The 24,926-nt window shown below is 43.3% G+C and carries 20 protein-coding genes; 6 read left to right on the plus strand and 14 right to left on the minus strand.

What is annotated here, in order from left to right:
• Positions 1 to 129: 129 nt before the first annotated feature.
• From hypE to OCU87_RS21235, 4 genes are all read right to left on the minus strand, one after another.
• Positions 130 to 1,122 (minus strand): hydrogenase expression/formation protein HypE, encoded by a 993-nt coding sequence (gene hypE, locus OCU87_RS21220; protein ID WP_261858406.1) that lies wholly within the window; start codon positions 1,120 to 1,122, stop codon positions 130 to 132.
• On the minus strand, positions 1,119 to 2,318 hold the full coding sequence (gene hypD / locus OCU87_RS21225; protein ID WP_261858407.1) for a hydrogenase formation protein HypD: 1,200 nt from the start codon (positions 2,316 to 2,318) through the stop codon (positions 1,119 to 1,121). The genes hypE and hypD overlap by 4 nt, the downstream gene beginning before the upstream one ends.
• Complete coding sequence (locus OCU87_RS21230; protein ID WP_062687732.1) at positions 2,315 to 2,572, minus strand: HypC/HybG/HupF family hydrogenase formation chaperone; 258 nt, start codon at positions 2,570 to 2,572, stop codon at positions 2,315 to 2,317. Before OCU87_RS21230 ends, hypD begins: the two co-directional genes overlap by 4 nt.
• A 146-nt stretch (positions 2,573 to 2,718) precedes the next feature.
• Positions 2,719 to 5,385 (minus strand): carbamoyltransferase HypF, encoded by a 2,667-nt coding sequence (locus tag OCU87_RS21235; RefSeq protein ID WP_261858408.1) that lies wholly within the window; start codon positions 5,383 to 5,385, stop codon positions 2,719 to 2,721.
• A gap of 853 nt (positions 5,386 to 6,238) precedes the next feature.
• On the opposite strand from OCU87_RS21235, the gene OCU87_RS21240 reads away from it, so the two are divergent.
• From OCU87_RS21240 to OCU87_RS21250, 3 genes are all read left to right on the plus strand, one after another.
• Entirely contained in the window at positions 6,239 to 6,667 is a 429-nt protein-coding gene (locus OCU87_RS21240) for a helix-turn-helix transcriptional regulator (protein WP_261858409.1), read from the plus strand.
• A 238-nt stretch (positions 6,668 to 6,905) separates the two neighbouring features.
• A complete protein-coding gene (locus OCU87_RS21245) occupies positions 6,906 to 8,321 on the plus strand; it encodes a hypothetical protein (RefSeq protein WP_261858410.1) in 1,416 nt (471 codons plus the stop codon).
• Between the two features lie 295 nt (positions 8,322 to 8,616).
• Complete coding sequence (locus OCU87_RS21250; protein ID WP_390960880.1) at positions 8,617 to 10,584, plus strand: FAD-dependent oxidoreductase; 1,968 nt, start codon at positions 8,617 to 8,619, stop codon at positions 10,582 to 10,584.
• A 113-nt stretch (positions 10,585 to 10,697) separates the two neighbouring features.
• Here OCU87_RS21250 and OCU87_RS21255 read toward each other — a convergent pair whose 3' ends face one another.
• From OCU87_RS21255 to OCU87_RS21270, 4 genes are read right to left on the minus strand one after another with little or no spacing between them, the layout of a single operon-like run.
• Positions 10,698 to 11,387, minus strand: coding sequence for a potassium channel family protein (locus tag OCU87_RS21255; protein ID WP_261859344.1), 690 nt, complete (start codon positions 11,385 to 11,387; stop codon positions 10,698 to 10,700).
• A complete protein-coding gene (locus OCU87_RS21260) occupies positions 11,387 to 12,496 on the minus strand; it encodes an AI-2E family transporter (protein ID WP_261858411.1) in 1,110 nt (369 codons plus the stop codon). Before OCU87_RS21260 ends, OCU87_RS21255 begins: the two co-directional genes overlap by 1 nt.
• A gap of 30 nt (positions 12,497 to 12,526) precedes the next feature.
• Positions 12,527 to 13,549 (minus strand): DUF2955 domain-containing protein, encoded by a 1,023-nt coding sequence (locus OCU87_RS21265; RefSeq protein WP_261858412.1) that lies wholly within the window; start codon positions 13,547 to 13,549, stop codon positions 12,527 to 12,529.
• 4 nt (positions 13,550 to 13,553) lie between these two features.
• A complete protein-coding gene (locus tag OCU87_RS21270) occupies positions 13,554 to 14,690 on the minus strand; it encodes an HlyD family secretion protein (protein ID WP_261858413.1) in 1,137 nt (378 codons plus the stop codon).
• Between the two features lie 312 nt (positions 14,691 to 15,002).
• Here OCU87_RS21270 and OCU87_RS21275 point away from each other — a divergent pair, with 312 nt between their 5' ends.
• The 3 genes from OCU87_RS21275 (at position 15,003) to OCU87_RS21285 (ending at position 17,286) form a co-directional block, all read left to right on the plus strand.
• The gene (locus OCU87_RS21275) at positions 15,003 to 16,007 is read left to right on the plus strand and encodes an AraC family transcriptional regulator (RefSeq protein ID WP_261858414.1); all 1,005 of its coding nucleotides are present in this window, start codon (positions 15,003 to 15,005) and stop codon (positions 16,005 to 16,007) included.
• 200 nt (positions 16,008 to 16,207) lie between these two features.
• On the plus strand, positions 16,208 to 16,678 hold the full coding sequence (locus OCU87_RS21280; protein WP_261858415.1) for a hypothetical protein: 471 nt from the start codon (positions 16,208 to 16,210) through the stop codon (positions 16,676 to 16,678).
• Positions 16,679 to 17,046: 368 nt separating this feature from the next.
• Positions 17,047 to 17,286, plus strand: coding sequence for an RNA recognition motif domain-containing protein (locus tag OCU87_RS21285; RefSeq protein ID WP_062687725.1), 240 nt, complete (start codon positions 17,047 to 17,049; stop codon positions 17,284 to 17,286).
• 104 nt (positions 17,287 to 17,390) lie between these two features.
• Here OCU87_RS21285 and OCU87_RS21290 read toward each other — a convergent pair whose 3' ends face one another.
• The 6 genes from OCU87_RS21290 to OCU87_RS21315 all read right to left on the minus strand — a co-directional run bounded on the left by OCU87_RS21290 (position 17,391) and on the right by OCU87_RS21315 (position 24,814).
• Positions 17,391 to 18,119, minus strand: a complete 729-nt coding sequence (locus OCU87_RS21290) for a DUF3726 domain-containing protein (protein WP_261858416.1) — start codon at positions 18,117 to 18,119, stop codon at positions 17,391 to 17,393.
• Positions 18,119 to 19,873, minus strand: a complete 1,755-nt coding sequence (locus OCU87_RS21295; protein ID WP_261858417.1) for a hypothetical protein — start codon at positions 19,871 to 19,873, stop codon at positions 18,119 to 18,121. The genes OCU87_RS21290 and OCU87_RS21295 overlap by 1 nt, the downstream gene beginning before the upstream one ends.
• A gap of 132 nt (positions 19,874 to 20,005) precedes the next feature.
• Positions 20,006 to 21,598, minus strand: a complete 1,593-nt coding sequence (locus OCU87_RS21300) for a BCCT family transporter (protein ID WP_261858418.1) — start codon at positions 21,596 to 21,598, stop codon at positions 20,006 to 20,008.
• A 173-nt stretch (positions 21,599 to 21,771) separates the two neighbouring features.
• Entirely contained in the window at positions 21,772 to 22,761 is a 990-nt protein-coding gene (locus OCU87_RS21305; protein ID WP_062687722.1) for a membrane dipeptidase, read from the minus strand.
• 101 nt (positions 22,762 to 22,862) lie between these two features.
• Positions 22,863 to 24,323: an aldehyde dehydrogenase family protein gene (locus OCU87_RS21310; RefSeq protein WP_261859345.1), complete on the minus strand. Its 1,461-nt coding sequence runs from the start codon at positions 24,321 to 24,323 to the stop codon at positions 22,863 to 22,865.
• Positions 24,324 to 24,412: 89 nt separating this feature from the next.
• Positions 24,413 to 24,814 carry a RidA family protein gene (locus OCU87_RS21315; protein WP_094957550.1) on the minus strand — a complete coding sequence of 134 codons (402 nt, stop codon included), beginning with the start codon at positions 24,812 to 24,814 and terminating at the stop codon, positions 24,413 to 24,415.
• Between the last annotated feature and the right edge of the window lie 112 nt (positions 24,815 to 24,926).

Consider the following 24,926-nt stretch of genomic DNA (forward strand, 5'->3'; position numbering starts at 1 on the left):
TAATCTTAGGCTCAATAAAATGCTTTGTTCCCCAAATAGCTTTAAGCCTACTTGCAGTTGCTAACGTTATTTAACTAGTCAATAGGCTCTGCCTACCTCTAAACAAGCACAATTCATCGATTACTGGCACTAACAAATACGCGGTAACAGCTCACCTTGCGGTAATTCAAGGTAACGACGCCCGCCCCACGGGTTATGCATAATCACTTTGTGCTGCTGTGCTTCAACCACGGTTCCGATCTGTTCGGCGTTTGGTGAGAACAGGCGTAAAACGTCTAAAGCGGCAGGAACATCTTTCGCGGGGACAGCCAAGATCATGGTGCCTTCGTTGGCTAAATCGTAGGGTTCAAAACCGTATAACTCACACAAGCCTTGTACGGCATCGGCGATAGGGATTTTCTCTTCTTCGACATCAATTTGGATTTTTGAGCCTTCACACCATTCATTCAAAACAGCCGATAAACCACCGCGAGTCGCATCGCGCATGGCATGAAGGGAAACCCCTGACTCAATCAGGCGTTCAACCACAGGCCACAAGGTCGCGCAATCACTCACCAGCTCAGACTCTAGGCGCAGTTCATCACGGGCCATTAAAATACAGCTACCATGACAACCAATATCGCGAGAAACCAAAATGGCATCGCCCGCTTGAAGCTGACTCACCGAAATATTGGGGTATTTAACCGTGCCAACGCCTGTGGTGTTAATGAACACGCCATCAGCCGCACCGCGAGGCACGACTTTGGTATCGCCACACACGATTTGTGCACCCGATTTTTCTAGTTCCGCTTTCATGCTTTTCACTATGGTTTCTAGCTTGTGGTACTCAAAACCTTCTTCGATGATGAAGCTACAACTTAGGTATTGCGGCTGTGCGCCGACCATGGCTAAGTCATTCACTGTGCCTGCAATTGCCAACTTACCTATGTCGCCACCAGCAAAAAACAACGGTGAGACGGTAAAGCTATCAGACGTGAACGCAATCGGCCCTTCAAGCTGCAATACCGCGGCATCTTCAGCTTTCAGCAGTATCTCGTTTTGAAAATGGTGGAAAAACAGATCACTGATCAGTTTATTCATTTCCTGACCACCACCACCATGGCTTAGTTGAACAGTTCTCATGCTGTGATCTCCTTTTCTGTCTTCGCTCTGTTTATCGAGGCTTTGCCTGTTGTAGCTTCTTTAGTCAAATCAAGGTCAAACGCCAAGCCCGCATAGCGGTAATAGGCATTGCACGCCCCTTCCGAACTGACCATGCAGCTTCCCATTGGCTTAGTTGGGGTACAGCCTCGGCCAAACACTCGGCACTGATTCGGTTTTGCTAACCCGCGTAAAATATCGGCACACTGACAGGCTTTGTGATCTTCTATCGCCTGATCCGACAAGGCATCGGCAAACACAATTTCTGCATCACGATGACGATATTGTTCTGACAACACCAAAGATGACAATGGAATATCGCCAAGACCACGCCAGCGAAAATGCGGACGCAAGGTGAACATACTCGCTACTTTCTGCTGTGCTGCTTGGTTGCCTTTGGCTGTGACAACACGGGTGTATTGCACTTCTAACTTGGCGATACCTTGTACTTTCTGCTCCACTATCATCAAGATCGACTGCATCACATCGACAGGTTCAAAGCCGCTCACCACAACGGGCGTGTGGTAACAATCGACAATCGGCTGATAAATATCAGAACCGGTAATAGCACTAACATGCGAAGGGCCAATGAAGGCGGTGACTTTGGCTGCGCCGTCTGCCATCACGGCATCAACCGCTGGTGGTACTAACACATGGTTGATATGAAAATAGAGGTTGGCAACATTTTGCTTTTCAGCCAGCTCCAATAACACGGCTGTCATTGGTGTGGTGGTTTCAAAGCCAATCGCAAAGAACACCACCTTGCGATCTGGGTTCTGCTTTGCGATTTCAAGGGCATCGAGCGGATCATAAACAGGGCGTACATCGCCGCCTTTAGCACGACATTGTGCCAAGGTTCCTTTCGAGCCAGGTACGCGGATCATATCGCCCAAGGTTACCAGAATAACCTCGGGTAACATCGCCAGTTCAATCGCATGATCGATTCGCTCTTTCGGCATGATACAAACAGGACAACCAGGACCATGGATAAACTCAATGTTACGGGGTAACAACTGATTTAGGCCGTATTTCATGATGGTGTGGGTATGACCACCACACACTTCCATGATTTTAACCGATTCGCTTAATTGAGCAGAAAGTTGATGAATACGTTGAGAAAGCGACTGCATTAACTCGGGGTTACGAAAGCCTTGAGAGAGATCTTTAAGTTCAATCATATAAACAATGCTCTCGCTTCTTCTTCATCCATTTCAGCCAATAATAAGCGGTATTCTTCTAGGCTTTTTAATGCTTCTTGTTCGTTGATTTTGCTGATAGCAAAGCCAACGTGGATCAATAAGTAATCCCCCATGTTCAATGGGTCTTCGATTAAATGAGTACTGATCCTACGTCGGACGCCCAAAGTATCGACCGTGACCGTACTGTCCTCTGGGTGAATTTCCACTATCTGCGAGGGAATACACAAACACATAATTTATCTCTCTTCCAAGTTGGTAATATTCTTTTTATTAATGACAAAATGCCTGCAAGCCTGTGGGTTATTGCCAAGGCGTGATGTCTTTATTTCTTCGCTAAGCACTGCTGTCTAATGCTCATCAAGCCATCATTCGTCAGGCTTTACTCTGCAGCAGCTACTTCATGCCATAGTCCATGCCAAAGCTGTCCCATCGCGATTCCACCATCGTTAAGTGGAATGATTTCACTGGTGAGAAACGAACGAGCATCCGATGTAAAGCGGGCATCGAGCTTGTCCATCAGCACACGGTTTTGGAAAACCCCACCCGAGACTACAACTGGGTACTCAGGGTGTTTAGCGCTAATGGTGCTGATCATCTCGACCAGCGCGGTAAAAAACTGATTCGCTGCGTTTTGCTTAATCGCCAAGGCTTGTTTAACAGTAAAAATAGAGGGGGTAGTCGTTAGAACAGAGGGGCCAGTAGTTAAATCAGCGCAAGCAGACTGGAAAGCAGTGATGGCTAAACTATCGATCACACTCGCAAGTAGGGGTTGCGGATCAATAACGTCATTTTCAACAACAAACGTAGGCCTAGACGGTGGCTCTGCCCCTTTATCGGCATCTGCTTGTATGGCAAGCGCTTCTAATCGCATACCACACTCGCCTTCGTAATCGACCTGTTCAACAAGGCCTAGTAAGCTGGCAAACGCGTCCACTAAACGCCCCATCGAAGTGGTATAAGGTGAACTTTGTTCAGTTAACCAGAGTCGATATAAGTTATCGAGCTTGCTGTTAGGCATATTGGCAAAGGCTTCTAGTTGGAATGCTTTTATCTGCTCGAACGAGTAATACTCCAAAAGCAAACCCAGCAAGATCCGCGCGGGCTCTTTGATCGCTCGCTCGCCACCAATTAGGCGAAAGGGTTTTAGATGATAAAGGCGCTTAGCCGTTTTATGATCGGCCAGTAACACTTCCCCTCCCCAAATTTGATGGTCATCACCCAAGCCTGTGCCATCAAAAGCAAAACCTAATACCGTTTCTCGCATTTGGTGTTCAGCCATAACGGCAACAATATGGGCATGATGGTGTTGCAGTTGGAGTAATTGAGTCGGCTTCTCATAACTACTGTCGTGGTTGTTAGTATGGATAGTGTCGAGGCTATTTTCTTGAACCGCTTCTTGGCCATTTTTCTGAACATTACCTTGAACATAGCCTTGAACATAGCCTTTTACATAGTCCTGCGCCCATTCTGTGGTCATATAGTTTGGGTGCTTGTCGCACACTATCGTTTGTGGCTTTACGTGATAAATCTGAGTAAAGCCATTCAGCATTTTTTGATAGTGCTGTTGCATGTCCAAGCCAAACATATCACCTACATGTGGGCTGATGATCCCTTGCTCGGCAAACCCTAAACCAAAGGTCACTTTTTGCTGTCCACCCACAGCCAGCACAGGGTGCGTTAACTTATGCGGCAGCGAGAAAGTATAAGGGGCATAACCACGGGCTAAACGGAGTGTTTGTCGTCTGCCGCCTGCAATCTGAACCAAGCTATCATCGCAGCAATGGACGATTTCACGGTTATGATCGAGCACACCATCAACCACATGCCCCAACAGCCTGAAAATATCATCACTGTTGGCAATAATGGGAAAGCCTGAAATATTGGCGCTGGTTGCCACCAAAGGCACATCTACCAAGTCGAATAACAAGTAATGTAGCGGCGTGTAAGGCAACATCACCCCAAGGTAAGGGATATGAGGCGCGACATTATCAGCAATATCAGCAATATCAGCACTATCAGCACTATCAGCACTATCAGCACTATCAGCACTATCAGCACTATCAGCACTAGCAACAAAACCTGCATCGTTTACGCAATTCAAGCGCGATGCTTTTTTTCGAAATAAGGTAATTGGCCGTTGCTGAGATTCCAATAACGCCCACTCTTTCTGACTCCCTTCTATATAGCATTGGGCTTGATGTGTATCTTTCATCATCACCGCCAGCGGCTTGCGTTGGCGCTGTTTTCGAAGCCTTAGCTGGGAGACCGCTTGTTGATTGGTGGCATCACACATTAGGTGAAAACCGCCAAGGCCTTTGACCGCGACGATCTTTCCCGCTTTCAAGGCGTTGGCTGTGGCTTCTATCGCTGCATAATGATCAGCAACAGTTTCAGGCTGATCTTTCTTGCTCTCTAGAGCATAAAAACTGACCCATGGACCACATTTAGGACAGCTAACAGGTTGCGCATGGTAACGACGATCTTCAGGGTTGGTATAGGCAGCTTCACAATCGGGGCACATGGCAAAAGCCGCCATGGAGGTTTGCTTACGATCATAAGGCAGTTGTTTGATTAGCGTATAGCGAGGGCCGCAGTGGGTACAGTTAGTGAAAGGGTAACGATAGTGGCGATTGGTTGGATCGTTAATATCATCGAGACATGCTGGACAAACACCTTGGTCTGGCGACACACACACAGTGGCACTTTGGCTGCTGTCACTTTCGGTGATAATAAAGTTGGGTGCATATTCAGGAAGCGCACTCTCAGAGCGAGTCTTCTCTGAAATAAAAGTTAACGCATCAACAACAGCAATCGTTTGGGCAGTAATACTATCAATGCGGCTAAGCGGTGGTGCTTGCAAAGTAATGTCATTATAAAAATTCATGACACGCGTTTCATCACCTTCAACTTCAATGCTAACGCCATCACCATTATTAAGCACGTATCCACTGAGTTGATATTGCTTGGCCAGTTTGTAGATAAAAGGCCGAAAGCCGACCCCCTGCACTATTCCGGTAATATGAATTAACCGCCGAACCTGCTTCATACCTCACCAACTTATTTCAAGCACTTAAACCGCTCACGCCAGACAAAAAGCATCCAAACGACACGCACACATATTTGTATGATAAGTAATTGAGTGAATAATAATTAGACTAAGTTCACATTAAACAAATTGGTTGTGCCATTAGTTCTCCAAACCTACGATAAATTCACATAGCATTGATTTAAAACAATAAACACTGAAAACAATCAAGATTTTTTTAACCATTAACAACAGCTTTTCTAGATTATCACCGCGCACATCACACAATGATCATTCGCCCAACCGGATGATTTACGGCCATATGTGGTAACCATCTAACGACTAAATAAGTAAAATTATGGCGCAAAATGACAGGATATTAAAATAGTCATCTATAAAATAAGTCCCTCTTGAGAAACCACTCACAACATCTCTTGAATAGACATCATTGTCTAAATAACAATTAAAATAAAAAGTGTCAATTTGGAGGTCTTGCATACGTTCGAGGATAATTAATCTCCTCGTCCACAATAATTATATTTCGCAAGGTTTCCCTTAATGGTTTTCAAATCAAGCCATTTTAAATTGATAATGGTCAAAATAAAGTTAATGACAATAAAAAATCACTACCTGTACTGCCACCACATATTATACTTATAAAAAACAAAAGAAATATCAAACAATTTTAATACGGAAAATATTAGGATTAGAGCAACCTCTTCTTGGTTCTCATAGAAAATTTGGCTAAAACACTCTAAAGATCATTTTTACAATTGTTTTAACAAATGCCCTTCGCCATTTTTTAGGCAACAGCTGGAAACCTGAATGCTTATATTTATCATCTAACATGCCACCTCCATATACGATGATAAATATGACAACATCAGGTAATATCTTCACTAACCACAAACATGGATACATTCCTATTAAAGCCAACCTTGACAGCATTGCGGAGAAAGTTAAAATTAGTCAACTAACATCGAGAACTATAGACACTAGCTCTCTCGAAAGACTACAAATTGCTATTGATACATTTATAGAACATGAAGATCTTGGATTAACTTTCATCTCAGATATTTTTGGCTGCTCCAAAAGAAACATTCAAAGAATACTAAAAGATCACGGAACTAATTTCCAAGAGACAATAAAGAAACAAAAAAATGAACATGCAATCACATTGCTTAATGAAAATATAAGCATAATAGATATAGCGCAAAGATTAGGATATAACGACCCATCAAATTTCACTCGTGCATTTAAAAAGCACCTTGGTGTATCACCTTCGTTATATCGTCAAACGTGATCTCTTTGATTGAGACCACAAAACAACACATTAGAGAACAATAAATTAAAATTAAAACCCTTTATTATCAGTAATTTAAACCAAGCAACATATTAGTTCATAGAAGTTAATATAACTTTATATTATTTCAAGTGACTGTCTATACTATTTAACCTTTAATTAGTTGAGCAATCAAAGTGAAAATGCACTAACACCCCATTTGACCTTTAAACAAGCAACTAAAGAAAGGTATAATTAAGTGAAAAACATAAAAAAGTACATCTTACCTACTGTTATTTCAACAGTGCTTATTGGCTGCGGCGGCGGCGATGAATCCCCTTCTAGTTTTCCTTCTAGCTTTGATGAACAAAAAGTAACTTATGATTTTGAAAATATCGTTGAGGCATTTTTAAACTCAAATATTGATTATGTTGTTCAATACAAACCTTCTGATGATTATTCTGGCGAACTCGTTAAGTATTATGACAAAGATGGCAATATCGTAGATTTCAAAATACCAACAAACACAACCGCCAATCATGGCTGCAAAGCCGAACCATTATCATTAGATAACAGAAAATTCAGCAGTACAATAAACAATACATACTTTAATGTTAAGCCACTAAGTAATAACCAACGATTAGTCATCGTTTCTTCATTCCCAACCGTATTTACAAATAAATTTTTAGGTGATACCTCTTGTCGATATGGTGATTTTAACTTCAATAAAAAGTATATTATCAGCAAATCAAATGAAAAGCTCATTGATATAAGCTCAGATGAAAAAATTGTTAACACAACAAATTTAAGTAATGTGTCAGAATTAACAAGAATATATGATAAAAAGCACCAAACGACAACGACCTCTGATGGCAGAGTACTTTTAAAGCCATATTCTAATACTACTATTAACCTTTCAGATCATGAGTTTATTATAAATAAAAATGGTGAAGTTAAAACATTTGATAGTAAAAATCAGCATTATATTACGCTGCCAAACACGAAAGGTACAGAGTGGCAATTCTTCACTGACAGATATCTAGTGTCAAAACCATACGGTGGTAAGGTTTTTATTTATGACATTATAAATAAGCAGCGTATGTCAAACCTCTCGATAGATATACTGCAAAACCGAGATACTAATCTTCTAAACTCAGACCAGGTAACCATTAGTTACGGTATAACAATGAGCATGGAAAATGGAATTGTACCTTTTAAGTACACTTCTCATAATAGTGATACTGAGCATTTTGTATCCCGATTAATCAATGGAAGATGGATTAGATCGTCCGAAATTTCTTCAGACTTATATTCTATTTTGATAAAAAAGGCATTACAAAATGTGACATCTATAGCAAGCGATAGCGACAACGCTTATATGGATCTTAATAACAATGGCTATTTTGCAGCTACCAAAGCGACAAGTCGCGGTTTTGATCTTGCCTTTGACAATAAATATGACCCAAGCAGCCACCCTAAAGAAATTACGGATTTCCCTAATTATCTCGAGAACGTACATTACATAAATGGCCGAACTGTTATAGAAACATCGACGAAAGTTTATGGTTATGAAAAACGCGCGTTTTACCTAATCGATGGCACAAACAAAAACATCATTGGTTCTCCTGGCGAGGAGCTTACTACAATCACAGCTTCAGCACATAACATGCCATAATGAATTAAAAACTATTTAGCCCGTTAACTTCATATCGGGCTTTTCTCTTAATTAGAGATAAATACCTCCCGCCAACTTTCTTAGCTAAGAACATCATCGTTTAGCACTCAGCTAAATCTATCGAAAACGTGACCAACCATACAACCTATTGTTATTTCTGTACTTAATTCGCGATGCAGTCATAAAAACACGAGCAAGGCCAAATTTAACTTCAAGCTATTGATCTAATCTCATAGGTTAATACAGTCAATAATTCAGTCTAACAGGGCAAGAACAATATAATACCGAGGTAATAATGATCACCATTACTATAAATGGGAAGTTGCTTGAGGTTGATAACAATCACACCCTACTCACTATCGCGAAACACCATGGCATCGACATCCCTACCCTTTGCACTGTCGATACCCACCTTAATCCTTGTATCGACTCCAGTAATGACTCAAACGCCAACAAGAGCATTACACACTCACATTGTGAACTCTGCGAAGTGGAGATCGAAGGTAGCGGATTAAAGAAAGCATGTAAGACAACGCCGTATGATGGCATGTCAGTGATCACTGAATCTGATGCGCTTGCAACGCACAGAAAAAAAGTGCTGATTCAACTACTGGCGGAAGATACCAAGGAATATTGCGAAGCCCCCTGCCAAACAGCTTGCCCTGCGGGGGTAGATATTCAGTCTTATCTACACCATATCGCCAATAATGAACATCAAAAAGCCATCGAAGTCATTAAGCAAACCTTACCTATGCCATTGTCTATCGGTAGAGTCTGCCCTGCGTTTTGTGAAGCGGGTTGCCGACGCCGATTAGTCGATGAGCCACTCGCGATCCGTCAACTAAAACGGCACACAGCAGATATTGATCTTGCTGCGCTTGAGTCTTATGTTCCGCCGAGAAAGCCAAGTAAAGATAAGTCGATTGCGATTATAGGCAGCGGCCCAGGCGGGTTAACGTGTGGATATTACCTGAGCAATGAAGGTTACAACGTCACTGTATTTGAGGCCATGCCACTGACTGGTGGTTGGCTACGATATGGCATTCCTGAATACCGTTTACCCAAAGCGATTTTAGATAAAGAAATCGAGTTAATGTGTCGTAACGGTATGGAGATCAAAACCAACTGTAAGATTGGTGAAAACCTCAGTCTAACAGCGCTCAGCGAAGAATACGATGCCGTTTGTATGGCGGTTGGCGCATCCAAAGCGGTTGGCATGACCTACCCCGGCTGCGATCTAGACGGTTGTTACCTAGGTGTCGATTACCTTAAAGATTTTGTTACCGAACAAAAATGCATAACTGGCAAAAAAGTCGCGGTGATTGGTGGCGGTAATACTGCCATTGACTGCGCACGTACCGCGGTTCGAGCAGGAGCAGAGACAACCTTAATTTATCGCCGTACCCGCGCAGAAATGCCAGCAGAAGCCTATGAAGTGGATGAAGCGGAAAAAGAAGGCGTGAAGTTTAGCTTCCTGACCAACCCTGTTGAGAATATTGCTGATACTGATGATACAAATAAAAACAATTGGGTCCGTCAGGTTAAGTTAGAGATCATGGCACTGGGTAAACCCGACTCTTCAGGCCGCTGCCGCCCTGAGCCGACAGGGGAATACATTACTCAAGAGTTTGATACGGTTATTGCTGCGGTATCACAAGCACCTGATTTGAGCCTGTTGGACAATGAAGAGATAGCCATCCCGCTTACCCGCTGGAACACCATAGATTGCGATGAAAGTAACATGTACAGTGGCATCCGCAATATCTTCGGTATCGGTGATTTCCGCCGCGGACCAGCCACAGCGATTGAAGCTGTAGCGGATGGTCGCCGAGCAGCGGATGCTATTGCCTATTATTTAGATGGGCAACTTGATCGTCTGCCACACAAAGCTTTTACCTTTAAAAATGACTCAAAGATGCAGTTCGTGAACCCAGACCATTTGACCAATATCACTGAAGTGATGCGAATGCTGTCTAAAGGCAAAACATCAGAACAAAAAGAGGTGAAATTTTCAGATGCGATGCAGCATATATTACGCGTAACAGCACCTGAGATGACACTTGAACAACGGCAAGGGAGCTTTGAGGAGGTCGAAAGAGGGATCAGCCACCAAGCCGCTGTTACTGAAGCGAAACGCTGCTTTGAGTGTGGTTGTCACAATCGCAACCAATGCGCCCTTCGAGATTGCGCCTCGGTTTATGAAATTGATGCGACTGAACTTTCAAATATTAAGCAGCAACATCCGATAAAAAGCTGGCTATAACACCAAGGTTAACGACATAAGTAGTAATGAGCACTCTTGCCTGCATCAAAGCCTTGATACAGGCAGAGTGATCAGATTTTTACTTAGTAGGACTTCTTGGGATCGCTCTGGCTTTAACCCTGATCATTTTGATCGTTATCACTTTCACTATGATCACTTTGACTCAGGCGGCTACTCACTAAACTCGCCACCATAATTGCCAAGTAAAACCCCCCTAGAATAGATTCAATAAATACGAAGAATCGTGGGATAGGCAATGCTGGAGAAATATCACCATACCCCACCGTTGTCAGAGTGATAAAACTAAAATAAACCGCATCAAAAAAATTATCGATCCAAGGTTTATACTCTATCCCGTTAAAAGCTTCAGGGAATAATTCAAGTTGAATCAGGTAGATAAACGACCATGATAAGCCCAGTAATAAATACACACAAACCGAACCAATGATCTGATTACCACTTACATAATCGGTGATCATCACTTGTTTGAGCGCAGTGAAAGTGTGTGATAACAAGAAGAAGAGTAAGGCGAATAAAGTGACTAATGAAAGGTCAATGGTTTCCAAAAAAGTAAAAGTGCCAGAAATCGCGGCTAAAAAAAGCAAGAAGCCATACCAATTTCGGTAAAACACTTTTTCTCTATGTACCCCAGCTATCGAGACACCCAAACAAATAATGATTAAGGCCAAGATAGTTTTCTGACCACCAGCAAAAAGCTGCTGCATAAAAGCACTGATAAACAGCAGCCCAAGCAAGGCACCAAGTAGAAAATAAAAATTATCGTCTTTTGACACTTTCTTTATCATAGCTGGCCACTTTCATCTTGTGTCTCTTTGACTGCCTTTGCCTCGCCCTCTTCAACCGATTCGCTGTCTAACCACACAGTGAATAACTGGTAGGTTAAGCTAAGTACCACAGCGCCAACAAACAAGCCGACAATACCCGACATCGCCATACCACCTAATGCGCCAAGTAAGATAACCAGCATAGGGATATCCGACCCTCGACTTAATAACATAGGTTTTAGAATCGCATCACTGCCGCTGACCAAAATACACCAGATCAAGAAGAGAACTGCCGTGGTGGTGGTATCTACGCTAAATACATAAATGATCGCGGGTAATAATGCGATGATTGGGGGGAGTTGAATAATTGCCACCAGCAAGACTAACAGCATCCAAAACCCAACCGCAGGTACACCAGCAAATGCCACACCGATCCCAGTCATGATGGATTGAATAACAGCAACACCTATGACACCTTGCACCACGCTTCGTACTGTGACTTTTGATAATTGAGTTAAATCTTCACCGTGATCCCCAGTTAAACGGCTTGCAACCAACACAAATGCACGCTCACATTTATCGGCATTCGCCATAAAGACACCGGCAATAATAGTCGAGATAATAAATTGGATGAAACCACCGCCCAAAGAGCCGATGACGGAAGCCAACTTAGCAACCACAGCCTTCACCTCTTCACCATAATTGGCAAATACACTCTCCAAGTTTGATGAGGCTTGTAGCCCAAATGCATAGGCTTTTTCACCTATAATCGGCCACTCTTGTACGCTAGGCGAAGGCTTAGGGATCGTCATCGTCCCCTCTTGAATGCCACTCACCAAATCGGCACCGCTGGTATAAAGACCTGTCGAAAGCGCAATCAATGGCAACAGTAACAACAGCACCCCGATAAAGGCTAACCCTCCACTTAACTTACCCTTGCTGATACTGTATTTTCCGTGCGCCCAAGTCACGATAGGATACAGCGCTGTCGCAATGATCCCCCCCCACACCACCAACATGATGAAAGGCCGTAAAATTGAGAAACACCAATAAACGAGAATAGCGATAGCCGCTATTTTTATTGATACATCAATAACTTGCTTGGTAAAATCACTATCGTGCTTCATAGGTATTCCTTGGTGTGAATACAGCAAAAGTTAAATCTTCAGAAATTTCCAATTTCGTGTTTCTAAAAAAAATGACGCCGCAATCATGTAAATACCAATCATAAAAAGCTGAAAGATCCGTATAAACATATTGCTATCTATTTCACTCGAACTCATTAATGTACTGCCAAGTAAAACTAAGACGGTACTGAATGCTGTTGCAAAAATAGGGGCTTTCTCAGGCTTAGTGTAGATTTGAGTCGCCATTACAATCGCGACTAAAGAAACAAACAGGGTGTAAAATAAAATATTCGGCACAAACGAGAGTATGATAAATACGCCTATAGCCAAAAAACCACCTATGGTGTTGGTAATAATCAAAAAAGCACTCAACTTTACTGACTTTTCACCTGTGATCATCAATGAGAGTAAAGCAATAAACATCATAGTCAGCAGCGCTTCAGATATTTGGAAAATAAAGAAGAAACACACGACAGGAAACGAAATGATCATGGCTCGAAACGCGGCATGCCAACGCTGCTCTCTTGTTAACGGTGAAGCTTGATAACCCTCAAACGTCGATGGCGGTTCAGGGAAATAAATATGTACCAGCGCGAAGATAATCACAGCAACCACGCCTGAACTGGCTAACCCCACAGCTAAAAATACAGAAACCCCAGGCGTCGAAATTGCCATAAAAGGCAGCATGAGCACCGCAATGATCAGAATAGTCGCGAACAAATTCCATTTAGGGTCAGTAAATAAGAAATAGCCCCACAGCATCATTAAGCCAACCAAGACCAATAATGGTAGTGGGTACTGGGTGATACCGTTTGATAGTAATAAGCCAAGTACGATAGTCGCTACCATAGCGATGGTTAATTCATACAAGGTTTCTTTGTTCAGCTCGGGTTTATCAACCAGAAACTTAGCCACAAATATCGGCGCAACAAAAGCCAAAGGCCAATCAATCAGCGCTGCTAAAAATACCGCAAGCCCAACACCAACGGTGTAGCGAATGATCTTCGTTTGAATACGAGGATCATTTATTAAATCCTCACTAGCCGTAGCCATATGATTATCGGACATAAGACATCAAGCTTATAAATCGAATCCAAAGCTTACCTATGCTATTGAAAATAAAATTGTTCTCGCTATAAACAATAACATCAGCCTGACCACCAATGCGCAGCAGTCCGCTCACTTCTTGATGATCAAATTCAATAGAAATCGGTAGCATCTGGGTCTGACGTAACCAACCCGTTTGGTTATTGGCCTGCGCTAATTTACCCGCTTGGTCGTTTTGCCCCCAATCAACTCCCCAGTCGACACTGGTGACTCTGCCTTTTATGACCCTTCCCGGCGCAAAATCTAGCGCGACTTCTACCTCATCACCCGCTTCAATATTCCCTAAGCTATTTTCACGGAAATAAGCTTCCACCCAGATGCTTTCAGTCGAGACAAAGGTCATCAACGCCTGCCCAGTAGAAGCATAAAAGCCTTCTGATAGACTGAAATTTGAGACGCCACCCGCGGTGGGCGCTTTAATGGTTGTTCGCGCTAGGTTGATTTGCGCTTGCTCTAATGCCAATAATGCGGCTTTGATCTGGCTATTATCTTGTCCTTTCGCCCCTAATTGCTGTTTGGCTTTTTCCAAATCGGCTTTGGCGTTCACCACGTTAGCGCGCGCTGTCGCCAAGTCTGCCCTAGCTTGGTCGCCATCAGATTGCGACACCACGCCACGTTTCGCCATCGCTAACACGCGATTAGTTTGTAGCTTGCTGTTTTCAAGTTCGACATTCGCCGTCGTTACTCGTGCCTGAGAAGCCGCTATCGCTGCCGTCTGCGCCCCTACATTCTGCCCTGCGATTTCTAGATCTTGTTCTGCTTGTTTTACCGCAATGACATAATCAGTCGGATCCAGTTTTACCAAGACATCTCCTTCTAAAACAGGTTGATTAGGTTGAACCAGAATATCGAGAACTTGACCAGAAACCTCTGGTTTGATCGGCACGACATAACCTTTAACACGCGCATTGTCAGTGAAAGGAATAATACGATCGGAAATAATGCTAAACACCAACATTAACGACGCAATAAGTAACAAATAATTTGTAATCTTGCGTACTTTATTAGTTTTTGGTGGTGCTTTGTCCTCAACATCATCATTACTTTCAATAAGATCTTTGCTTTCGCTATCAGGTTTTTCAGACATGGCGCTACCTACTGATTTACTATTAAGTATCATTCTAGCTTACGTATTTAATCTTTCTTAATATTTTGTTAGATATGCTTTTATAAAAAGCCTTAAACGTCTATGAAATGAGAACAGCCTGATACTTTTAATTTCACACCAGAAATATAAAGATAAGCATAATTGTGGTTGATCGTATTATCATAGCTAACAGAATATATACTAACCCTTAAAATATAACTTACCATTTCACGCCAAAAATATTACTATTACAAGGTAGCCATCGATCTTACCCTTTGATTACAAGGTGAAATAAACAGATAGGGTGAAAACTTGTCGAATCAAAAACAGAACACATTACCGATGATCCGTACCGAATACACTCGCTTATTAGTCGAGGTATTTGCCGCTAATGGTATTGACGCCCATAACCTTCTAAAAAGATCGGGCTTGCCACCCGACCTACTCAGAAGTAACCAAGATTACCTGCCAATTGAACCAGTTAAGCGTTTGATTTATCTACTTTCCCATCAGGTTGATAGCAACAACTTCAGTAAATTGCTTCGTCTTGCTTTTAGACAACACATTATTCCGTCTATATTGGGGCAGTTTGACACAGCTAACACCGTTCGTGACGCCCTGATTCAAGCGATCACTGTTTTTTCATCTGACTCTCCGGGTAGTCAAATCTCAGTCGAAGAGAGCCATGGCCGATTTTGGTTTTGCCGAGGTGCTAACTATGAAGATTCACCTTACTTTATTTGGGGTGAAGTTTTTGCGATTCTCTATACCATTGAATTAATTAGTGCTTTAACTCAGTCAGACTGGCATCCTGCTCAAGTTAAAATCCAACACACGAACATCGAGGCTGTTGAATCGGCTATCGGACAGCAAGCCCAATTATTTGTTGGCCATGATAAGACGGCAATATTGATCAATCCTGAAGTACTTAACACTGAGCTTAAACTTTGTCCATCCAGCATCAATCTTAAAAAAGATCTGGTTGAATGGCATAGCAGTTTTAGTGATAACGTTTTTACTGCGCTACTGCCTTACGTAAAAGAGTATTCCCTCTCGATTGATCAAGCGGCGAAGTTACTGAAGATGTCATCTCGCACGCTACAAAGACGATTGAAAGAAGAAAAAACCACCTTTCGACAAGTTAAAGAAAGTCTCATGCTATCAGCATCCTGTGAACTCATGACGCAAGGTTATTCACTCACCCATATCGCCAACCAATTGGGTTATAAAAATATCTCACACTACTCTCGTGCATTTAAAAAAATCACAGGGCTTCCCCCTAAATCATATAAGAAATCATTACTAGGTCTTGATTAACTAGGCGGTCTTACTAATGATTAAAACTCTTAATATATAACGACTAAACTAACAGCATTCTTTATTTACAGGTTAAGTGAAACTTACCATATTACGCCATAATATTTTTCTACCACATGAATACCTTTCAATAAAATGACTATTTAGGCAAAGTGAATAACCACACTATCAATAGATACTAATCACTATAGGTATTAAAGATGAGCTCGACTGAAAGAAAATTTGGCTTCAACACTCCTCAACGTTTATTTGTGGGTTACACCCTTGCGGTGTTAGTCGACTTAACCGTACTTAACTTTTTTGATGAGTATTGGGAATATGTCAATATCGAGTCTTTTACCATTTCACTTGCTGCGGCGATATTATTACAGCTGCTTTTAAAGTTATCGATTGGTGCAGAACATAGAGTTGCCAATTACTTTAAAGCCAAGCCTGGCACTTCAGCCAAAGTATACCGAGGCTTAAGTACCTATATTATTTTAGTTGGTAGTAAATTCATTATGTTAGAGGCGATTAACGTGCTATTTGGCGATAAAGTCTCTTTCAGTGGCCCATGGAATGGTGTGGTTGCTTTCTTTGCTGTCGTCTTTACTATCCTGATCGCAGAAGTCATCGTATCGAAAATCTATTTCGCGTTAAGTGATCAGGAAAAAGGTGCTGAACAAGCTTAATCTGGCGCTTAAACTGAAGTGAATCGAGTGTAAAGTCGAGCTTAAAGCGGTTCGACTTAACCTACCTGACACTAGATAGCAATGTCAGGGTAATACCAATAGGTAAACGTAATCTCTGCATCTCTTGTACTTTGGAGCCGACAACATAGTAATACTCTGCCATTTCACATCTTACATAATGTTATCAAACAGCCCTCGAACAGTTAAAAATCACTGTTGCAGTACAGAAAAAAAGCGCCTAAATGAAATTTAAACCACAGGAGCAAGCTCAAACCTGATTAGTTTTCGCTTAATGATTTATTTTCTTGGTTTGTTTCAACTTAGCTGCGACAATCTATAGGTTATTCTCATACCCAATATGGCTAATTATGAAACTTTTAGTTCGCAACCTTGCGCGCGCAACAACTGAACACGAACTGCGTGTTCTTTTTTCTACTCACGGCTCTGTTGCTGAATGTACTCTAGTGCTAGACCAAGAGACGGGTCACTCTAAAGGCTTCGCGTTTGTTGAAATGCCTAATGAAGATGAAGCAAAAGCAGCACTAACAAGCTTGAACATGACAAGTGTTGCTAAAAACAAAATTCGCGTTAAGCGTGCTGAAGGGTAATCGACGCTCTGTCTTCCCCTTTTAGTAAGAAGCCAGCAACAGAAATGTGCTGGCTTTTTTGTTTCTGCGGTCGTTATCTAATACCTATCTGGATAAGTAAATACTCAGGCTAAGCCACCCGCCCCTTTTGCTGACTGCTCACTATTTTCAACTAATATCGCGGTAGCACTGCGCTTTAATGCGTTCCATTCGGCGTCTTCGACATAGATACCATCGTGCCATGCGTTTTGCTGAGCTATTGAAAAAGACGTTGCTTCAACATGCGTACAATAACCTGCCGATATACCTTGAACATCAAAATCTTTAATCGAGAGCTGAATTGTCATGTTATGTACACTTTCAGGAGTGGCATCTGCATCAGACAAAAAAAGTTCGGGGGCAACACAGCCACGATTGAGCACATACAATGTCCACTTAGGACCACTTCCATTCTCCCATTTAGCGGTACAAGCTATCCCTTTCGCAGCCAATTTCACCAGCTCACTGTAAGCTAACCACCGGTTGTGGCAGTTTTTCAGTTCAATCGTTAGTAGGTTACCGCCAATCATTTTTTCAACAGCATAATCCATCACAACAGGTAAGTGGCACGCTAAGCTGCAGTTATGTAAATCCACTTCGATAGTGCTTTCGTCAAGCAGTAATATATCCGCTGGGCAATCCGCCTCATGTCCCATGTACGCACTCGCGTTATTGAAGTGTTGAACCCCGTGTAAACCAACCATTTGTAAATCGGCGACCATGCTGGCAATAACATCACCCTCACCACACGAACGGCGCATTCCAAGAAAGGCTTTATGTACCACCGCAACTAATTCATTGTGAGAAACAATCATCAGCGTGCTCCCCCGCGCAATTGTTCCGACTGCCGTGGTGCAGATAGAACGTCTTGGTTAGATAGCTCGTCTTGGCTCGGTAGCAATGGAAATAACCACTGCTCTTGGAACGTTGGCTTAGATAGATCATCTAACAAGGGCGCACCTTGAAAAAAAGTTACTCGTACCCAACGATCAGAACGCGGATCAAACTTAGTCGCACCAAAGACTGCCAGCTTACAACGCAGCAGGTGCATGGGTAATGATGCTTGGTGCAATACATTCATTTGAATATCTCCCATCGCTTTATTGCCTAAGGTCCACACTCGGCGAGCAATGGCACGAAACTGTGGTTGATGTACTAAAAATTCAGCCAAGGATTGCTCAGAGGGTTGCGTTAATAAGGCCTGATATAACCGATAAACTTGGCGACCAATATCGAGGGGAAGCTCCCTTTCTTCACCCATTTCTGCGCCACGAACGCCTAATCTTGGCTCTTCTTTATCTTGCGAGCGATACCAGAACCAGTAGATGTTTTCACCCTGTGTGAAGTCGGTATCAATCGCCCAGCGATAATGCGCTTCAAGGATGGCGATAAAATCTTGGATCTGCTTACCACTGGGTAATGAAAGGGTTTCGTCGCAGTTCATGTCATCTTGATAGGCATCCACCAATTCTGGATAGAGCTCCATCAAGCAGGTGAGTACAATCTCTTGAGCCTCTAAACTCATGCGTAGCGATTGTTCAACAAGGTGCTGCCATGTTTGGCTTTGTGCAATGATAGTTTCGAGATTATTCTCAAACGCTTCCAAGTCGATGACAGCCGCAACATTCAGCTGCTTTTGGTATTCATTAATGGTCACAACTTGCTCTAGGTGCAAAATCGCTTTTTGTATTAATTTCTGTAAATACTCATATTTCTCTGACTCAGCAGGACATGCAAGTACTTCAGATAATGCCGCTTCGCGCGTCGTCATCCACTGATCAACAATTCTCGGATGATTAATAAGGTAAGGCGCCATCCCTAACCCTGTTGCATTCCCCACCCCTAAATAGCGTTGTAGAGCGCAATGTAAGGTAATCGCTTGATCACCCCCTTGCTGTTTCGCTAAATAATTCACCCAATCTAAACTGAATTCTCGCAGCAGGTAAACTGCACACATTTGCGCGCTAAACGACTGATTAAAATCAGGGTTGTTCTCAAGCAACTTAAAGTCTGCAATACCGAACTTACCGTTTCCATAAACAGCGGTTGTACGAAGGATGTACCCGACTTCCGCCAGTGCCTTAGAATCAGGTTGCACCCCAGTCGCTAAATGGCTCACAATATGTTCAAACACACGGACACTTTTATTTGCTCGCGCTAATACTAAGACAGTATTAGGGTTGCGCCCCGCTTCTTGCAGCGGCACATTTGCCCTTAAACGCTCTAACAAGCTTACATCGACACCACCTTTAATCAGCGCAAAAGTGACATCCCACTTTTCAGCAATCACTCTGTCATTGCGTTCGTCATCTGCAATCTGATCGCAAAATACAACGAGGTGGTACACATGATTAGGCGTTGCCAGTTTATAAATAACATAGCCAAAACCTTGTGGGCATAACTGCCATTCATGCTTTGTCACTCGCCATTGCTGTTGTGCCATTTTCCGAATCATAGTTCTAACAAAACTGATCCGAGTTTGGTGCATAGCCCCTAGCCTTTCAGGTGCCATAACCACGTCTGCGCTTCGCATTAACGCTGTAGTGTTAGTAGAACGATGTGCATCCATTTTGCTCACCACCATGTAGTTGTAGAGTGTTCAACGTTTAAATTAGGGCGAGAACTTCCGCCCTGTTTTTTGTCGTGACTGATGTATGTTCACCAGTTCGATGAAATGCGCGCATGCCAGCCATGCATGTGCTTAATTAAGTCCTTGGTCTTTCGCCATCTTCATCGCGATCTGTGGCGCGTTCCAGAGCGATGGCAGCAAGATTAATGAAACAGGGACTGCAGTAATAACAATGAAAGATTGCAGTGCAGAGATACCGCCAGAGCCGAGGGAGATCAATATCAGTGCTGTCACCCCCATCATCACCCCCCAAAATGTTCTAATGACTGGATTTGGCTCGGTTTCACCACTCACAACCACACTGATGGTGTATGTCATGGAGTCACCTGTCGTCACAATAAAGATCGTTGTTAAAATCAAGAATAAGATAGAGGCCATCATTGGAAATGGTAGCTGCTGAGTCACCGCCAGTAATGCGCCAGGTAAATTAAATCCTTCAAACGCTTTACTCACACTGCCTGGATCTGCGATTTCAAATGCCAAGCCAGAGCCACCAACAATGGTGAACCAAAAGCAAGTCACAAATGGAGCAATAATACTGATGGTGGTGATGATTTGACGTATGGTGCGCCCGCGTGAGATACGCGCAATAAAGATTGCCATCATAGGGCCATAGCCAAGGAACCAGCCCCAGAAAAAGACAGTCCACCAGCTCAGCCAGCCTTCATCACCGCGGTAAGTCGCCATTGGAATGAAGTTATCAAGCATGCTACCAACACCTTGAATGTAGCCATTAAAGATAAAATTAGTTGGACCAAATATAAGTACGTAAATCATTAACGCCATCGCTAAGATCACGTTGTAACGACTCAGCATTTGCATACCACGATTCAAGCCGCTCAGGGCTGACAAAGTATAAAGTGCAATCGCAAATAAAATGATGATGAGCTGAGTCGTAAACCCATCTGGAATATCAAACAGCACATTAAGTGCATAGCTTACTTGTAGGCCAAGGAAGCCGATTGGCCCTATCGTGCCTGCTGCTACGGCAATAATACAACACGCATCGATGATAGCGCCGGTATTGCCTTTGAGTGCTCGTTCACCTAATACTGGGTATAACAGAGTACGAGGTTTAAGCGGTAAGCCTTTATCGTAGTGAAGGTGCATTACTACAATTGACGTTAAACTACCGACGATCGCCCAAGCTAGGAATCCCCAGTGCATGAAAGACTGCGATAACGCATTAACCGCACCTTGCTGTGGGTTTTCTTGTGGGCCATATAGAGGTGGTGGTGTAACGAAATGTGCGATAGGTTCAGCGGCTGCCCAAAAGACCCCACCACCAGCCAGTAACGTACAGAAGATGATTGCCATCCAGCGAAAACCATCAATTTCAGGTTCGGCAAGGCCACCCAAAATGACTTTGCCTGTTCGCCCTGCTGCCAAGCCAAGACCAATAAGAAAAGTCAGAAGTAGTAGCATTTGCCAATACGGACCAAAGATTTTTACCGACCATGCAAACCCTGTATTAACGAGAGTTGATAATAAATCTGCATCAAAAACAGCAATCGCTACAAAAAGTGCGATAAAGCCGCCACTATACCAAAACGCGGGGTTATCTAGCCCCAGCTTTTCAGATGTCGATTTCGAGGTGTTCGTTCGTGTGTGTTCACTTGCAATTTTGTTCGTGCTCGCGTTCATACGATTACTTAAATCAGACATACTCTGACTCCAGAGGTTTTTGTAGCAACCAGCCATTCAGTGGCTACAAGAGATATGTTTAACACCTGCTCTATTCTTATTGTGTTGAGCTAAGTATTTAAGTGCATTACTTGTTCATCAAAACCTTTTCCATAAAAATCTTATTTTCATCAAAGCCCTGTTTAACCAAAATATTAGCTTACTGGTTCAAGCCCCTCGCTGAGGAAGTTAAACCAATTTTCACCCAGTACTTTCCCTGCCTCCGCTTCACTGAATCCATGCTGGATTAATCCGTTATAAATATTCTCCATTCCCGCACTGCCGCAGAACCATGGTAGTGCATCTGGCCAACCAGCATTGCTTGCTGAGCCTTCTCCATAATCCATCGTTTTCGACCAACGACCATTACGCATCCATTGCAAAACCGCTTGGGGCTGGTTTAAACATAGATCACTACCAATGCCTAGGTGTTCTATCCCGACCATATCGGCCGTTGTTGCCACCATTTGGCAGAAGTCGTCCAAAGTGCATTGGCTGCCATTCGGCAAATGGAACGGATATAAACTAAAACCAATTAAACCATCGCGAGCGGTTAAGGCTTTAATAACGGTATTCGATTTATTACGCAGAGCATCATGAGCAAATGTTGGATTTGCATGGCTAATACATATAGGACGCGACGATAAATCTATCGCTTCAAGGGTCGAGCGTTCAGCACTGTGTGACATGTCGATAATCATGCCGACGCGGTTCATTTCTTGGATCGCTTGTTTACCGAAACGGGTAACGCCAGTGTCATTTTTTTCATAACACCCCGTTGCCAGTAGACTTTGGTTGTTATAGGTCAGCTGCATAATCAGCAAGCCTTGCTGGCGCATGACTTCAATCAAACCTATCTCGTCATCGATAGGTGAGCAGTTTTGCGCCCCAAGAAATACCCCAACCTTGCCTGTCGATTTCGCTTGCTCAACATCCGCCATTGAGTGAATGGGCATGATTAAGTCAGTATTTTGCTCAAATCGTAAATTCCACTCAGCAAAGCGAGTCAGCGTTTCGCGGGCATTTTCGTGATACACCACAGTGGCATGCACGGCTGTAATGCCACTGGCTTGCAGGGTTTGAAAATACTCTCTATCCCAATTGCAGTACTGCAATCCATCAATAACAATCCGTTGTTGATACATAGTTGCTCCTTAAACGATGTTTTAACTCGGTAAATAGGCAAGCTCGCTGCTTACCCATGCTCATACCAATCTGGATAAGTCATTCCCTTGTATCGCAACGCTTAATACGGACGTTGGTATGCTGTTTTTACTACGGTGTAGAATTCTTTTGCATACTGGCCTTGCTCTCGCGGACCAAAACTCGACTCTTTACGGCCACCAAACGGCACATGGTAATCCGTACCTGCCGTTGGTAGGTTCACCATCACACAGCCTGTTTGCGCCTGTTGTTTGAACATTGCACTGGTACGTAAGCTTTGGGTAATAATGCCGCCCGTTAAGCCAAAACGAGTGTCATTGGTGGTCGCAATCGCTTCTTCTAAGTTCGCCACGCGGATCACACAGGCCATAGGAGCAAACACTTCTTCTTGGTTCACTTCCCAGCTGTTTTGTGTATTCAAAAATAAGGTTGGCGACATGTAATAACCTTCATGTCGGAGGCTCAAACGTTCGCCACCGCAGGCTAACTCAGCCCCACTTTGACGCGCTTTATCAATCCAAGCGAAGTTAGATTCAAGTTGATTACCATCCACTACTGGGCCCATAAATACGCCGTCTTCTAACGCATGACCGACTTTTAGCTCGCCCATTCGTTTAATCAATGCTTCAACGTAAGCATCATGAATACTGTCCATCACCACTAAACGCGATGATGCCGTACACTTCTGACCGGCACCTGAAAATGACCCCGCGATAGTGGCTTCGACCGCCGTCTGAATATCGGCATCATCAGCAATCACCAAGGCATTTTTACTGCCCATTTCCAACTGGCAACGAACAAAATTAGGCGCTGTTGCCGCAGCAACCTTGCGGCCGGTATCAACGGAGCCTGTAAAACTGACACCGTTAATATCTTTAGAGTTAATAAGGGTATTGCCCACTTGCGAGCCACTACCAAGTACTAAGTTAAACGTGCCCGCAGGTAACCCTTGACGGTGAATAATCTCAGTCAGTGCCACTGCACTGGCTGGGGTTAAATTGGCAGGCTTCCAGATGACGCTATTACCAAAGGCTAACGCTGGTGCAATTTTCCAAGCTGCCGTTGCCGTTGGGAAATTCCACGGTGAAATAATCGCAATCACACCCACCGCTTCACGCGTCACTTCAACCGATACGCCAGGGCGAACGGACTCGGCGTTGTCACCAATTTGGCGTAACACTTCTGCGGCAAAATACTGGAAGAACTGCCCTGCTCGGTAAATCTCACCGCGGCCTTCTGCAAACGGCTTACCTTCTTCAGTCGCCAGCAAGGTGCCTAATTCATCACAACGTGCGATTAATTCATCGCCAATCGCCTGAAGTACCGCTTGCTTACGTTCAATGGGGGTTTTTTCCCATTCTGGCTGAGCATGTTTTGCAGCCGCGATTGCTTGCTGAACTTGTGCTTCACTTGCTTGCGCATAATCACCGATGTTTTCACTAATATCTGACGGGTTTATATTCGCAACTGTGCTGATCCCTGATTGCCATTCGCCTGCAATATAAAGCGAGGTTTCTGGTTGAACATTCTGTAATTGAGTCATCATTCTGTCCTTGTACCTAATACTTGATAAACAACGGCTGCACCTGAATCTGGCAACCTTGATTACGTTGTTGAGTTTGGATTACACCATCACGCTGTAGGATCAGTCGCTGCCGCATACACCACAAATTCCACCAACATTTCTTCACGCGCCAACCCAGCAACAACGATGGCTGCTCGATTTGGATAAGGCGCATTGAAATATTCGGCATACACATTGTTAACAGTTTTGAGGTATTCACGATCTGTCACGTAAATCATCACTTGCAGCACTGAATCTAATGATTCGCCCGCACACTCCAAAGTATGGATCAAGTTGCTAAAGGTTTGGCGAGTCTGTGCTTCAATGCCCCCTTCAACAACGGCACCCGTTTGATCAATCGGGATCTGCGCTGTATAAAGCGTACCATTATTGATAATTGCCCACTCCAATGGGGCTTTTGATGCAAACAGAGAGGTCTTTACTGGGTGTTTTTTATTATGAGCATTCATGTTTTAATTCAACCGTGTAACGACAATGTTTCAGGATGGTTAAATACTGCCCTTTGACACTTGATAAATCTAACGGTAAATTTTGTACGAATGATAATAAAAACTTATCACC

The organism is Photobacterium sanguinicancri (assembly GCF_024346675.1).
Lineage (GTDB): Bacteria > Pseudomonadota > Gammaproteobacteria > Enterobacterales > Vibrionaceae > Photobacterium > Photobacterium sanguinicancri.

Excerpts from the sequence above, each read along its gene's own strand:
- hypE (WP_261858406.1), bottom strand. The coding sequence starts at position 1,122 with ATGAGAACTGTTCAACTAAGCCATGGTGGTGGTGGTCAGGAAATGAAT.
- hypD (WP_261858407.1), bottom strand. The coding sequence starts at position 2,318 with ATGATTGAACTTAAAGATCTCTCTCAAGGCTTTCGTAACCCCGAGTTA.
- OCU87_RS21230 (WP_062687732.1), bottom strand. The coding sequence starts at position 2,572 with ATGTGTTTGTGTATTCCCTCGCAGATAGTGGAAATTCACCCAGAGGAC.
- OCU87_RS21235 (WP_261858408.1), bottom strand. The coding sequence starts at position 5,385 with ATGAAGCAGGTTCGGCGGTTAATTCATATTACCGGAATAGTGCAGGGG.
- OCU87_RS21240 (WP_261858409.1), top strand. The coding sequence starts at position 6,239 with ATGACAACATCAGGTAATATCTTCACTAACCACAAACATGGATACATT.
- OCU87_RS21250 (WP_390960880.1), top strand. The coding sequence starts at position 8,617 with ATGATCACCATTACTATAAATGGGAAGTTGCTTGAGGTTGATAACAAT.
- OCU87_RS21260 (WP_261858411.1), bottom strand. The coding sequence starts at position 12,496 with ATGAAGCACGATAGTGATTTTACCAAGCAAGTTATTGATGTATCAATA.
- OCU87_RS21265 (WP_261858412.1), bottom strand. The coding sequence starts at position 13,549 with ATGGCTACGGCTAGTGAGGATTTAATAAATGATCCTCGTATTCAAACG.
- OCU87_RS21270 (WP_261858413.1), bottom strand. The coding sequence starts at position 14,690 with ATGTCTGAAAAACCTGATAGCGAAAGCAAAGATCTTATTGAAAGTAAT.
- OCU87_RS21280 (WP_261858415.1), top strand. The coding sequence starts at position 16,208 with ATGAGCTCGACTGAAAGAAAATTTGGCTTCAACACTCCTCAACGTTTA.
- OCU87_RS21285 (WP_062687725.1), top strand. The coding sequence starts at position 17,047 with ATGAAACTTTTAGTTCGCAACCTTGCGCGCGCAACAACTGAACACGAA.
- OCU87_RS21290 (WP_261858416.1), bottom strand. The coding sequence starts at position 18,119 with ATGATTGTTTCTCACAATGAATTAGTTGCGGTGGTACATAAAGCCTTT.
- OCU87_RS21295 (WP_261858417.1), bottom strand. The coding sequence starts at position 19,873 with ATGGATGCACATCGTTCTACTAACACTACAGCGTTAATGCGAAGCGCA.
- OCU87_RS21300 (WP_261858418.1), bottom strand. The coding sequence starts at position 21,598 with ATGTCTGATTTAAGTAATCGTATGAACGCGAGCACGAACAAAATTGCA.
- OCU87_RS21305 (WP_062687722.1), bottom strand. The coding sequence starts at position 22,761 with ATGTATCAACAACGGATTGTTATTGATGGATTGCAGTACTGCAATTGG.
- OCU87_RS21310 (WP_261859345.1), bottom strand. The coding sequence starts at position 24,323 with ATGACTCAATTACAGAATGTTCAACCAGAAACCTCGCTTTATATTGCA.
- OCU87_RS21315 (WP_094957550.1), bottom strand. The coding sequence starts at position 24,814 with ATGAATGCTCATAATAAAAAACACCCAGTAAAGACCTCTCTGTTTGCA.